We start from the raw sequence: 13,228 nt of genomic DNA, 5'->3' as shown, positions 1-13,228 counted from the left end.
TTTTGAGACCGTCTCACACGCTCCAGTCGAGCGATTCGAGAAACTCGTATATATCTTCATGCAATTGCTTTTTCTCCTGATCCAGCGTAATAACATGGCCCGATTTTTCGTACCATTTGATGCGCTTATCAGTCGATTCCGCTTCGTCGTGAATGATGTTGGCAGACTCAGGGTTAATGACTTTGTCAAGTGAGCCTTGGACGACGAAAAGTGGCGAATAGACATGATCGACATTATTCCGTACTTCACCGATTAATTCACGCAGTGCAGCAAGTGTTTCCATCGGCTTTTCCTGGAACTTCTTCATCTCTTCTTCGATAAGCTTATCATCTTTTCCTTCATATTTCTTGTATTCCCGGGCATAGTCCAAAACCCCTTGATACATTAGGTCCGTCGATTTCATGTGCATCGGCGCACACATCGTCACGATACCCTTTATAGGCTTTGTATACCCCAGTTTCAAGCTGAATACGCCGCCCAGTGACAAACCGGCCACGGCAATCTCCTGGTAGCCCTTATCGATCAATGTTTGATACGCCTCTTCGACGTCTTGCCACCAATCCTCAGGGCCCGTGCCCACTAATTCCTCAGGCGCCACGCCATGCCCTGCATAATGAGGCGCGATGCTCGTATAACCTTTCGTTTCCAAGAAGCGTCCCAGCATCCGGACGTCTGCAGAATTGCCGGTAAAGCCGTGCAATAGCAGAACGGCACGCGGCCCTTGCTCAAAGAAGAATGGTTTTGGTTGTGAAATACGCATAAACTTTCCCTCCAACTACATTTGCTTACTATTATATAGGCTTGTGCCCATTTTTCCCTAAAAGAAAACGCCCAACCACTAAATGGTCAGGCGGTGTACTCTACATTATACTTTCGTTACGGCGATAGCCAGAATAAAGAATAAGGCAGCAAGAACGATCGTCACCCGATGAAGGACAAGATCCAACCCACGGGCTTTTTGCTTGCCGAAAAGTTGCTCTGCTCCACCGGAGATGGCTCCTGAAAGGCCTGCACTTTTCCCTGATTGCAATAGAACGACAACAATCAAAGCGATCGAAACGATAAGAAGTAATGTCATTAACAATGTATGCATAAATACCACCTCCTGAAAAGAACCTTCACAACAAACTCTAGTTTACCAAAAATTGAAACCTCAAGCAATAGAGCCCCTAAAAAATACAAATAGTTTAGACCATTTCATCTTTTTCTGTTCATTCTTTTTGGAAACGGTTGATGAGGAGCATTCGCTTTATCTAGTAGAGCGGAAAGTAAGATTCCATTTAAACTTCACTCCGCAAAATAGCTGCGCTTGCCGCGGGCGAGCGCTGAGCCGCTTCCCTCGCTTCGCTCAGTCCAGGGTCTCATCTGTCTCGCTTTCCCGCAGGCAAGAACTAGCCGACGTGAACGAGGCTAATTCTTTGCGATGCAGTGCGAAGCGCTGCAGGAGCAGTGAGGGGTTCTGCGCTATTTTGCTCCGTTCTGATTAACACACTATATTTATTAGAAAGTCTATGAGCAAAGCTCAGTTTTTATAAAAATTTCTCCAAGCTGAAGCGCAAGAGCTGACGCCGGAGGGATTGCGCGGGACAGGCGAGACCTTATATGGCGCAGCCGTAAGGGCTCGACGCCCGCCCCGGCTATCGGGCAGCTGATAACACGATGTCCTGTTGCTTCAGCTGCATGACTCTCATCCTGCGAGCCCCAAGCATGCCCCTGAAGCGTAAGCTTTTTACAATGATTCATAAATCAGCTTCAGACAACTTACACCAAGCAAGCTCTTCTTCCTCACACATTCTAACAGAAAAGCTGCCGGAAAAAATCTCCAGCAGCTTCCCCTCACCTATTCGCTATTATTTCTTCAAGTTATAGAACGTTTTAACGCCCAAGTATTTCGCTGTATCGTGCAATTGATCTTCGATGCGAAGCAGTTGGTTGTATTTCGCTACGCGGTCCGTACGTGACGGTGCGCCTGTTTTGATTTGTCCAGCATTTGTCGCGACTGCGATGTCTGCGATTGTGACATCTTCCGACTCGCCTGAACGGTGGGAGATGACGGCTGTGTAGCCTGCACGTTTTGCCATTTCGATTGCATCGAATGTTTCAGTCAATGTACCGATTTGGTTCACTTTGATCAGGATCGAGTTGCCGATTCCTTGCTCAATGCCTTGTGCCAATTTCTTCGTGTTGGTAACGAACAAGTCATCGCCGACCAATTGTACTTTTTCGCCGATGCGGTCTGTCAATAGCTTAAAGCCATCCCAGTCGTTCTCGTCCAATCCGTCTTCAATAGAGACGATTGGATATTTGTTCGCCAACTCTTCGTACCAGTCAACCATTTCAGCTGAAGTTTTCACTGTGTTGTCGCCAGCCAATGTGTAGACGCCTTTTTCTTTGTCGTAGATTTCAGATGCGGCAACGTCCATCGCCAACAAGACATCTTCGCCTGGCTTGAAGCCGGCTTTTTCAATAGCGATCATGATTGTTTCAAGTGCTTCTTCGTTTGAACCAAGGTTCGGTGCAAATCCGCCTTCGTCGCCGACAGAAGTGTTATAGCCTTTGTCTTTCAGTACAGACTTCAAGTTATGGAAGATTTCTGCTCCCATGCGAAGCGCATGACGGAACGACTCAGCGCCGACTGGCATAACCATGAATTCCTGAATGTCGACATTGTTATCTGCATGCTCACCGCCATTTAGGATGTTCATCATCGGCACTGGCAATTGCTTGGCATTGAATCCACCAAGGTATTGGTACAATGGCAAGTCCAAATAGTTTGCGGCTGCATGGGCAACTGCCATAGAAACACCCAGAATCGCGTTAGCGCCGAGGCGGCCTTTGTTTTCAGTTCCGTCAAGCTCGATCAACGCTTGGTCGATAGATACTTGGTCAAGTACTGAATAGTTTTCTTCCAACTCGTCAGCGATTTCATTGTTGACGTGATCAACCGCTTTTAAGACGCCTTTCCCAAGGTAACGGCTCTTATCGCCATCGCGAAGTTCAACCGCTTCGTGTTCGCCAGTAGATGCGCCAGATGGCACGATGGCACGGCCGAATGCGCCGCTTTCCGTGAATACCTCAACTTCTACAGTTGGGTTCCCTCTGGAATCGAGTACTTCGCGTGCTTGGATGTGTGTAATAATTGGCAATGTCAACAGCTCCCTTTTCAAATGGTTTGTTCAATTTCGTTTATAAGTTATTCGAAATGTGCAGATTTTAAACTTTATGAGTTAATGAAAAGTTTTATCCATATTATTTCAATGCAAATGATATTCCACAAAACAGTTGTATTGAATAGGACAGATGAAAGAGTGTAAGGCGGCAAAGGGCAAGGATATGCTCCTGCATCGCTGCGCTTCTGCGTCGCAAACGAATCGTGCTTGGCACGATTCGTTTCCTGCGGGAACAGCACGAGCTGAAGACCCTGGACTGAGCGTAAGCGAGGGAAGCGGCTGAGGCCGTGCCCGCGGAAAGCGTCCGCCTGAAACGAGTTCATCACTCTCTTTTACAAACATTCTTTAACTATTTATACTTTTTAATACAACGGCTTTCCAGTCATCTCTTCCGGCTGCTCGACATCTAGCAACTTGAGGATGGTCGGTGCGAGGTCCGCTAGAATTCCGCCGCTTCGCAAGGTTTCGCCTTGTTTCGTCAAGATGACCGGCACACGATTGGTCGTATGTGCCGTCATTGGTGAACCGTCCTCTGTCAACACTTCGTCTGCATTGCCGTGGTCGGCTGTAATCAGCGCCGAACCGCCTTGACGGTGCAAAGCTTCCACAATGCGCCCGAGACATTCGTCGACGACTTCGACGGCTTTGATCGTCGGCTCCAGCATGCCACTATGGCCGACCATATCCGGATTGGCGAAGTTTAGAATGATCGCATCGTGTGCGCCTGCGTCGATTTGTTCAACGAGGCGGTCCGTCACTTCATAAGCGCTCATTTCAGGCTGCAAATCATAAGTCGCGACTTTTGGTGATGACACGAGAATACGGTCTTCTCCTGGGAACACTTCTTCTCGGCCCCCGCTCATGAAGAAGGTCACATGCGGGTATTTTTCGGTTTCGGCAATGCGCAATTGCGTAAGGCCATTCGCCGATAATACTTCGCCGATAGTATTGACTAGATTGACGTTGCCATAAGCAATACGGGTCTCTAGTTCTTCACTGTACGTCGTGAAGCTGATAAACACTAAGTCTGTCGGATGCTTCGAACTCGGCTGGAACTGATCGAAATCAGAACCTGTCAATACGCTAGTCAATTGGATGGCACGGTCCGGACGGAAGTTGAAGAAGATGACAGAGTCACCTGACTCAATGACAGCAGGCGCTTCCCCTTCTTTTGTCACCGTAAATGGCACGACAAATTCATCCACAACATCTTCTGCATACGATGCCTCTACGCCAGCTGCGGCTGAACGGGCACTTGGCCCAGTTCCATCAACCATCGCACGGTAAGCGAGCTCTACGCGTTCCCAGCGCTTATCGCGGTCCATCGCATAATAGCGACCGCTGATCGAAGCAAAACGCCCGATGCCGATTTCTTGCATATGCTTTTCCGTTTCTTCTATATAACGAAGTGCGGTTTTCGGACCCACATCGCGGCCGTCCAAAAATCCGTGTACATACACTTCGCTCAATCCTTGCTGTTTCGCAAGGCGCAGTAACGCGAAGAGGTGCTCATAATGACTATGAACGCCTCCGTCGCTTAACAAGCCCATAACATGCAAAGCTTTGCCATTGTCTTTCACGTTCATAACTGCATCCAAAAACGCGGCATTTTCAAAGAAATCGCCGTCTTTAATCGACTTATGGATACGCGTCAAGTTTTGGTAAACGATACGTCCTGCACCGATGTTCAAATGACCGACTTCGGAATTGCCCATTTGCCCGTCTGGTAAACCGACCGCTTCGCCTGAAGCCGTCAATAATTCATGCGGATAGTCGTTCCAAAGTCTGTCGAAATTCGGTTTATTTGCTTGGGCAACTGCATTTCCAGCGGTTTCTTCGCGGCAGCCAAAACCATCAAGGATGATCAAGGCAGCCGGATTGGCCGTTTTACGCATGTGAACCCGCCTCCAACAGCTTGACGAACGATTCCGTTTCCAAGCTTGCGCCGCCGACTAACGCGCCGTCGATATGCTCCATGGAAAGCAATTCCTGGATATTGGCAGGCTTTACGCTTCCGCCGTACTGGACGCGCACTTTTTCAGCCGTGTCTTCGCTGTAAAGAGAAGCGATTTTCTTGCGGACAATGCCGCAAGCTTCGTTGGCATCTTCAGCTGTTGCTGTTTTGCCAGTTCCGATTGCCCAGATTGGCTCATAGGCAACGACCAGTTCTGCGATTTGTGCATCCGTCAAGCCTTCTACCGCTTTTTCGACTTGCGCTTCCACGATGCTTTCCATTTGGCCCGCTTCACGCTGTTCGTCGGTTTCACCGACACAAAGAATTGGTGTCAATTGATGTGAGAATGCTGATTTCACTTTGGCATTGACCGTTTCATCGGTTTCATTGAAATACTGGCGACGCTCGGAATGTCCGATAATGACGTAATCTGCGCCGATATCAGCTAACTGCACAGGGCTGATTTCACCAGTAAAGGCACCTTCGCCTTTTTCGTGCATCGTCTGTGCACCAATTTTCAATGCGCTGTTTTCAGCAGCTTCGATTAATTGAGTCAAGTATAGCGCTGGAGCACAAATAACAGAATCCAGCTTGTCTGCATCTGGGACCAAGCCGTTTACTTGTTCCACAAATTCTTTTGCTTGTGATGCTGTTTTATACATTTTCCAGTTTCCTGCAATGATCGGTTTTCTCACAAAAACACTCCCTTTATTTATTACTTAAAGCGGTAACGCCTGGCAACTCTTTGCCTTCCATGAATTCCAACGACGCTCCACCGCCTGTTGAAATATGGTCCATCTTATCTGCCACATGGAATTTCTCAACAGCCGCTGCGGAATCGCCGCCACCGATGACCGTGTAGCCAGCTGTTTCTGCCATTGCTTGGGCAACCGATTTCGTGCCGTTTGCGAATGCTTCCATTTCAAATACACCCATTGGCCCGTTCCAGATAATCAGCTTCGACTCGTTAATAACATCGGCATACAGCTTCACTGTTTCTGGCCCGATGTCGAGCCCCATCCAATCAGACGGAATTTCTTCAACTTTCGCCGTATTGGTCTCGGCGTCTTTCGAAAACTCGTTGGCAATTGTCACATCGATAGGCAAATAAAACTTCACGCCTTTTTCTTTCGCTTTGTCGATGAACGATTTGGCAAGATCCAGCTTGTCTTCTTCAACGAGCGAATTGCCAATTTCGTGGCCAAGCGCTTTGAGGAAGGTATACGACAATCCGCCGCCAATGATCAAGTTATCAACCACATCGAGCAAATGGTCGATGACGCCGATTTTGTCTTTCACTTTCGCGCCGCCGATGATAGCAGTAAACGGGCGGTCCGGCTCTGACAAGGCTTTGCCAAGCACATCCAGCTCTTTTTCGAGCAATAGGCCTGAGACTGCAGGAAGGTGTTCGGCAATTCCGGCCGTTGAAGCGTGGGCTCTGTGTGCTGCGCCAAAGGCATCATTGACGAACACATCCGCAAGCGCCGCAAATTGTTTGGCAAGTTCTGGGTCGTTCTGTTCTTCGCCTGCGTGGAAACGGACATTTTCTAGCAATAGAATGCTGCCTGGGTCCAGAGAAGCGATTTCTTGCTCTACCGTTTCCCCTACAGATTCCTCTAGGCATTTCACGTCACTGCCGAGTAATTCGGACAAGCGTGCACCTGCAGCAGCAAGTCTCATGTCTTCGTTAACTTGGCCTTTTGGACGCCCGAGATGGCTTGCCAAGATCACTTTTGCGCCTTGTTCGACCAAATACTCAATTGTCGGTATTGCCGCACGGATGCGCGTGTCATCGGTTACTTTTCCGTCTTCCATCGGTACGTTGAAATCTACACGGCAAAATACGCGTTTTCCTTTCAAATCCAAGTCTTTCATGGTCATCTTCTGCAGCATGAAAATACCTCCTATTTATATTCAAAAAAATAAGGGGTGGGGTAAATTCCCCACCCCTTTTACCCTCTTTATTATAGAGGTTCATTGGTAATTAAGCTATGATTTTCAGCTTACAAGCCTTTTTTAGACATGTGTACAGCCAAGTCAATGCAACGTCCTGAGTAGCCGGATTCGTTATCGTACCAAGCAAGAACTTTTACCATGTTGCCAGCTAGAGCCATTGTGGATTGTGCATCCACAGTAGCAGAAGCAGTGTTGCCGTTATAGTCGCGTGATACGAGTGGCAACTCGCTGTATTGCAAGTAACCTTTCAATTCGTTTTCGCTCGCTTCTTTAAGCGCTTGGTTTACTTCTTCAACAGATGCATCTGTATCAAGTTCAGCGACAAGGTCGATCAAAGAAACGTTTGGCGTTGGAACGCGGATAGCCATCCCATCGATTTTGCCTTCAAGTTCAGGCAATACTTGTGATACGGATTTCGCTGCGCCAGTTGTTGTCGGGATCATTGACTCTGCTGCTGAACGTGCACGGCGGTAGTCAGAGTGCGGTGCATCAAGCAAAGCTTGGTCGTTCGTGTAAGAGTGGATCGTTGTCATCATAGCTTTCTTAATGCCGAATTTTTCGTTCAACACTTTAGAAATTCCAGCCAAGCCGTTTGTTGTGCAAGATGCGTTCGAAACGACGTGGTGCTCTTCAGGGTTATACGTTTCTTCGTTTACGCCCATAACAAGCATCTTCATGCCGCTTTTGCCAGGTGCAGAAACGATGACTTTTTTAGCGCCAGCTTCGATATGTTTTGAAGCAGCTTCTTCTGTAGTGAAGATTCCTGTTGATTCGATTACGATATCGATGTTGTTTTCTTTCCATGGCAATTGAGCAGGATCTTTTTCAGCAAATACTTTTACTTCTTTGCCATCGACAAAGATTGAACCGTCTTTAGCTGAAACGTCTGCATCCAAAGTGCCGTGCACAGAATCGTATTTCAATAGATGCGCAAGCATAGATGCATCCGTTAGGTCGTTAACTGCTACTACTTCCACTTCGTCGTTTAAAAGTGCTTGGCGGAAAACTACACGGCCGATACGGCCAAAACCATTGATTGCTAATTTGATTGTCATTTATAATTCCTCCAATTTTGTTGTTGGTTTTAGAATTGCTCTGGCTGCACCTTCATCTGTAACGAGGATGGTGCGTTCAGGCGCGGCCTGGAAATAAGATTCAATGGCACGCGCTTTCGTACGTCCTCCAGCAACCGCCATGATGCGCGGTGCTTTTTGGACCTGCTCTAATTGAATGCCCGCTGTTGGGATACGATAAACTATTTTTCCGGTTTTATCGAAATAATAACCGAAGGCTTCACTAATAGCTCCGCCTGTTTTGATCTGTTCGACTTCCCTCACAGAAGAGCGGCGCCTGATGGCCATCTCTTCTGCATCGCCGATTCCATGGATGACTAAATCCGTCCTGTCATACAGCTCCATCATTTCTTTGATGACGGGTTCTCTCATCATCATTTCCAGCGCTTCCGCACTCAAATGCTCAGGCAGATAAAGCGTGCGGACAGCTCCGCCTGTTTTTTCGGCAAAGGATGAAGCGATGGTGTTCGCCTGGTGAAGCATTTCTTCACCAAGCCCGCCGCGTGCAGCGATAAACTGCATGGCTTGATTTTTTCTCGCCGTCCGAATCTCTGCTGCCACAGCGGCCATCGTACTGCCGCCAGTAACAGCGATCGTTCGGCAGTTTTCGAACATTTCTTCCGCGATGCGAGCGGCTTGCCTGCCGATAGCAGCTTTGGCCGATGATAGCCTGTCACTGTCACCCGGGAGGACGACTGCTTGCTTGATGCCGAGTTTAGCTTTCAGCCCGGCTTCAAGTTCAGCTGTTCCTGATAGTTCCTTCACCAAATCACGGAGTTGGTCGAGGACATCGTTCCCGAGTGTCGTCAGGCTCATGCCGCTCTTGCTTATCTCGATCAATGCTTGGTCTCTCAATAAGTCGGTTTCTTTGCGGATTTCCCTTTCAGCTGCGCCTGTCATCTCGCTGAGCGTGCGCCTTCCTACGGGCTGTTCGGTTTGAATCAGCTCGAGGATACTATAGCGCTTTTTCAGCAAGCTTGGCAGTTCAGGCAATAAATGCACTTGCGCTTGCAGAACTGGATCCATCGCCCCACCCCTTTGTTGGACGTTTTTTGTCCCACTACATATAATTACGTCCCACTAGATTCATTGTAGCCGAGCTATTAGATTTATGCAAATAAAAAGAAGCGTTAAAGAATTAACGCTTCCAGTAGTTCCCCATAGCCGAACTTTCCGTAGAGCAGCACATCTTGTTGTTGTGCGAGCACAGGGATCATCAGCATATATTGTTCGTGCAATTGTTCATCTTCCTCAATATTAACTTCTCGAAAGTGTATCGGGTAATCTTCCTGCATCAGCCGCAGTGCAGCCTTCGCTTCTTCGCAAAGGCCGCAATTGGGCCTTGTATAAAGTGTATACATGCCATTCCTCCTTATCAGAAGCCTCTTCCTGCTCCGCCGCCTCCTGAAGAACCGCCTCCGCCTCCGCGGAAACCGCCTCCTCCGGAACTGCCCCCGAAGCCGCCGCCAAAACTACCCGGGCCGAAAAACCCGCCGCGCCTCATGGTATTCCCGCGACCGCGACGTCCACGTCCGCCGCCTCCTCCTGTAAAGAAGAACAAGACAGCCAGAACAATTAGAAAAGTTACGATCGGCTGCATGATGCCGCCTTCGCCCTCGTCGCCAGCGTTCACCTTATTAAGCGGCTGCGGACTGACCGCTTCACCATCCCAATCGTATTCCGCAGCGACCTCGTTATAAAGTGCTTGATACGTATTGAGGATCGCCTGGTCGGGTTGGTCTTCACTCAAATACGGGACGGCATAATCATCAAGGATGCGTCCGACTTTGCCGTCCGGAAGCGCCCCTTCAAGGCCGTAGCCGATTTCAATGTATATCTCGCGGTCCGTCATGGACAAGACAACCAAAACGCCGTTATTCTCTTCCGCTGAACCCACGCCGTAATGACGCAACGCTTCATTGGCATAGCTTTCAATCGGCTCACCATCCAAGGAATCGATCACCATAACGGCAATCTGAGCGGTAGTAGCATCCTCCAAACCGGCTCCAAGATTCTTGATCTCAGTTTCTTGTTCCTCGCTCAGAATGCCGGCGATATCCTGGATATAAATATCATCCGCCAACTCCGGAAATTCCGCCGCTTGTACCATAGCGGGAATCAGCAATAGCAGTATTAACAGAGTAAAAATTTTGCGGGTCATTCTTCGTCAGTCCCAAAGTCCACATCCGGTGCATCTTCCGCTCCAGCGTCTGCTTCGAAATACTCTTTCTCATCAAAGCCGAACATGCCCGCTGTCATATTGCCAGGAAAACTACGGACTTTGCGATTGAATTCAGTTACCGCGCCATTGTAATCCTGGCGGGCGACGGCGATGCGATTTTCGGTTCCAGCCAGTTCATCGGACAATTGCTGGAAATTTTCGCTCGATCGAACTTCCGGATAGTTCTCAACGACGACGAGCAAGCGGCTGAGTGCTCCGCTCAATTCAGCGTCAGCTGCTGCCTGTTCTTCAACCGACCCAGCACCCGCCATGCTTGAGCGGGCTTCTGTTACACTATCGATAACTTCTTGTTCTTGATCGGCAAAACCTTTTACGGTCTCGACTAAGTTTGGAATCAAGTCTAACCTGCGCTGAAGCTGGCTATCTAGTTGCGCGTAAGATTCATTGACATCCTCTTCCAATTGAACGAAATTATTGTAGCTAGAACCGAATACGACTGCAGCAATGACAATAAGCCCTACCACCAATAGCAACGGTATAAGTATTTTTTTCATTTTTCACTCCCCTTTTCTTTTACAATAATATTTCCTGTCTTCCCTGACCAAGCTTGTCTTGAAACCCGCTCTACCGGATTCTACGTTTCAAATGCCGAAAAGATTCAACAAAAAAACCGCACAGTCTTTGTTAGACTGTGCGGTTTTATCATTTTTACACCCTCGGAGGGAATCGAACCCCCATCTCAAGAACCGGAATCTTACGTGTTATCCTTTACACTACGAGGGCAAATATTGTTGACGACTTTTCTATTATACAAAAGCTTTCCTGTTATTTCAAGCGCCGATTTTCAATTCGTTAGATTTGACCTTCATTGACCAAGATGTGTATGATGAATGTACGGCTGAACAGTGTTCAGCAACACTTACATTTACCTGAAGGAGGAAATGATCCATGAATTTAATCCCTACAGTAATCGAACAAACAAGCAGAGGCGAACGCGCATACGATATCTATTCTCGTCTTTTGAAAGACCGTGTCATCATGCTCGGCAGCGGAATCGACGACAATGTCGCCAACTCCATCGTCGCACAATTGCTATTCCTTGAAGCTGAAGATCCAGAAAAGGATATTTCCATCTACATCAACAGCCCAGGCGGAAGCATCACGGCCGGTATGGCGATTTATGATGTGATGCAATTCATCAAACCTGATGTCCAAACCGTGTGCATCGGCATGGCTGCATCCATGGGAGCATTCCTCTTGGCAGCTGGTACAAAAGGCAAACGCTACGCATTGCCAAATGCTGAAGTCATGATCCACCAGCCACTTGGCGGAGCACAAGGGCAAGCAACGGAAATTGAAATCGCCGCAAAACGCATCTTGTTCTTGCGCGAAAAACTCAACCAGATTCTATCTGACCGGACTGGCCAGCCGCTTGAAGTCATTTCACGTGACACAGACCGCGATAATTTCATGACGGCTGAACGTGCACTCGAATACGGCCTAGTCGACCAAATCATCTCACGCAATAAATTGCCTGAAAATCACGAAAAAGAACAATAAGCTCAAAAAAGCTGACCTCCGCGCATGTGCACGGAGGTCAGCTTTTTTTACATTCTTTAAGCTTCTGTATCGATCAATTGGGCCAGCGCGCCAACTGCTGCCTCTTCGTCTGCACCATCGGCTGAAATCGTGACGTTCGTGCCTTTGCTGACAGCGAGACTCATGATTCCCATGATGCTTTTAGCGTTTACTTTCTTATTGCCTTTTTCCAAATAAACATCCGAACTGTAGCGGTTGGCTTCTTGTACGAATAATGCCGCCTGCCTCGCTTGCAATCCTGATTTCAATTGCACTTCTACTTGTTTTTCTACCATGTATATCCTCCTCCGAAAACTCGACTCTCACGCAATCTATAGGAAAGAGCAACCTTGTTACCGGCTGATCGTTTCGCCTTTTCTCAATGACTCGGCAATCTCATCGATTTTCCGGAGCCTGTGGTTGACACCTGACTTACTGACTTTTCCTGTCGATACCATCTCACCCAGCTCTTTCAATGTGACGTCCTGATATTCTACCCGCAAGCGGGCGATTTCTTTCAGGCGGTCGGGCAATTGGTCGATTCCGATCACTTGATCGATAAAACGGATATTTTCGATTTGCCGAAGAGCTGCATCAATTGTTTTATTCAAATTAGCCGTTTCGCAATTGACCAAACGATTGACGCTATTGCGCATATCACGAAGGATCCGGACATCTTCGAATTTCAACAATGCTGAGTGGGCACCTGTCAGGCTAAGGAAATCGGAAATTTTCTCCGCTTCTTTTAGATACGTAACAAAGCCTTTTTTCCGTTCGATCATTTTTCCGTTCAATTGGAAATGGTTCATCAGGATGACCAACGCTTCCGCATGGTCTTTGTAGGAAGAGTAAACCTCCAAATGGTAAGAGGAGGTTTCGGGATTGTTTACCGATCCTCCAGCCAAAAAGGCACCGCGCAAATAAGAGCGCTTGCAGCAAGTAGTGGAAATCAGTTCGGGAGATATGTCTTGTTGAAACTGAAAACCTTCTGACAAGATCAGTAAATCCTCGAGTACTAGTTTCGCGCCATCACGCAAGCGGCAAATATAAACATTATTCTTTTTCAGCCTCATCTTTTTGCGGACCAATAATTCCACCGGGTACGCTTTGTAAAAGCGTTTCAGCAATGTATAGATTCTTCTCGCAATGGCTGCGTTTTCTGTTTGGATATCCAGGCTCAGCTGGCGGTTCGAAAAGGACAAAGTACCGTTCATGCGAATCATCGCCGACAGCTCTGCTTTTCCGCAACAATCATCCACTTCGATTTGTGTCATTTCTTTTTTTGTTTCTGATGCAAAAGACAATTACGCCCCCC

General features: G+C 47.9%; 14 protein-coding genes and 1 tRNA gene. 1 reads left to right on the top strand and 14 read right to left on the bottom strand.

Annotated elements, in window-relative coordinates:
• Positions 1–13: 13 nt before the first annotated feature.
• The 12 genes from AY633_RS14330 to AY633_RS14275 all read right to left on the bottom strand — a co-directional run bounded on the left by AY633_RS14330 (position 14) and on the right by AY633_RS14275 (position 11,118).
• Positions 14–760: an alpha/beta hydrolase gene (locus AY633_RS14330; RefSeq protein ID WP_068488925.1), complete on the bottom strand. Its 747-nt coding sequence runs from the start codon at positions 758–760 to the stop codon at positions 14–16.
• Between the two features lie 105 nt (positions 761–865).
• Positions 866–1,093: a preprotein translocase subunit SecG gene (gene secG, locus AY633_RS14325; protein ID WP_058381240.1), complete on the bottom strand. Its 228-nt coding sequence runs from the start codon at positions 1,091–1,093 to the stop codon at positions 866–868.
• 757 nt (positions 1,094–1,850) lie between these two features.
• The gene (gene eno / locus AY633_RS14320) at positions 1,851–3,146 is read right to left on the bottom strand and encodes a phosphopyruvate hydratase (RefSeq protein WP_068461376.1); all 1,296 of its coding nucleotides are present in this window, start codon (positions 3,144–3,146) and stop codon (positions 1,851–1,853) included.
• Positions 3,147–3,532: 386 nt separating this feature from the next.
• A complete protein-coding gene (gpmI, locus tag AY633_RS14315) occupies positions 3,533–5,065 on the bottom strand; it encodes a 2,3-bisphosphoglycerate-independent phosphoglycerate mutase (RefSeq protein WP_068488924.1) in 1,533 nt (510 codons plus the stop codon).
• A complete protein-coding gene (tpiA, locus tag AY633_RS14310; protein ID WP_068461373.1) occupies positions 5,058–5,819 on the bottom strand; it encodes a triose-phosphate isomerase in 762 nt (253 codons plus the stop codon). The genes gpmI and tpiA overlap by 8 nt, the downstream gene beginning before the upstream one ends.
• Positions 5,820–5,832: 13 nt before the next feature.
• The gene (locus AY633_RS14305) at positions 5,833–7,017 is read right to left on the bottom strand and encodes a phosphoglycerate kinase (RefSeq protein ID WP_068488923.1); all 1,185 of its coding nucleotides are present in this window, start codon (positions 7,015–7,017) and stop codon (positions 5,833–5,835) included.
• 110 nt (positions 7,018–7,127) lie between these two features.
• A complete protein-coding gene (gene gap / locus AY633_RS14300) occupies positions 7,128–8,135 on the bottom strand; it encodes a type I glyceraldehyde-3-phosphate dehydrogenase (RefSeq protein WP_068488922.1) in 1,008 nt (335 codons plus the stop codon).
• The gene (locus tag AY633_RS14295) at positions 8,136–9,179 is read right to left on the bottom strand and encodes a sugar-binding transcriptional regulator (protein ID WP_068488921.1); all 1,044 of its coding nucleotides are present in this window, start codon (positions 9,177–9,179) and stop codon (positions 8,136–8,138) included.
• Positions 9,180–9,283: 104 nt separating this feature from the next.
• Positions 9,284–9,514, bottom strand: a complete 231-nt coding sequence (locus AY633_RS14290; RefSeq protein ID WP_068488920.1) for a glutaredoxin family protein — start codon at positions 9,512–9,514, stop codon at positions 9,284–9,286.
• 14 nt (positions 9,515–9,528) lie between these two features.
• Positions 9,529–10,263: a TPM domain-containing protein gene (locus AY633_RS14285; protein WP_186008780.1), complete on the bottom strand. Its 735-nt coding sequence runs from the start codon at positions 10,261–10,263 to the stop codon at positions 9,529–9,531.
• Positions 10,264–10,310: 47 nt separating this feature from the next.
• Positions 10,311–10,889 (bottom strand): LemA family protein, encoded by a 579-nt coding sequence (locus AY633_RS14280; RefSeq protein ID WP_068488918.1) that lies wholly within the window; start codon positions 10,887–10,889, stop codon positions 10,311–10,313.
• A 157-nt stretch (positions 10,890–11,046) separates the two neighbouring features.
• Positions 11,047–11,118, bottom strand: a tRNA-Arg gene (locus AY633_RS14275).
• A 165-nt stretch (positions 11,119–11,283) separates the two neighbouring features.
• Between AY633_RS14275 and clpP the strand changes: the two genes are divergently transcribed.
• Positions 11,284–11,895 carry an ATP-dependent Clp endopeptidase proteolytic subunit ClpP gene (gene clpP, locus AY633_RS14270; protein WP_068488917.1) on the top strand — a complete coding sequence of 204 codons (612 nt, stop codon included), beginning with the start codon at positions 11,284–11,286 and terminating at the stop codon, positions 11,893–11,895.
• A gap of 56 nt (positions 11,896–11,951) precedes the next feature.
• Here the strand turns inward: clpP and AY633_RS14265 are convergent, their stop codons facing one another.
• Both AY633_RS14265 and whiA read right to left on the bottom strand, forming a co-directional pair.
• Positions 11,952–12,209, bottom strand: coding sequence for an HPr family phosphocarrier protein (locus AY633_RS14265; RefSeq protein ID WP_068461355.1), 258 nt, complete (start codon positions 12,207–12,209; stop codon positions 11,952–11,954).
• Positions 12,210–12,266: 57 nt separating this feature from the next.
• Entirely contained in the window at positions 12,267–13,217 is a 951-nt protein-coding gene (gene whiA, locus AY633_RS14260; protein ID WP_068461353.1) for a DNA-binding protein WhiA, read from the bottom strand.
• Positions 13,218–13,228 lie beyond the last annotated feature (11 nt).

It is taken from the genome of Planococcus maritimus, from assembly GCF_001592825.1.
Classification (GTDB): Bacteria; Bacillota; Bacilli; order Bacillales_A; family Planococcaceae; genus Planococcus; species Planococcus maritimus_C.
This window is presented reverse-complemented; position numbering and strand designations above follow the sequence as displayed.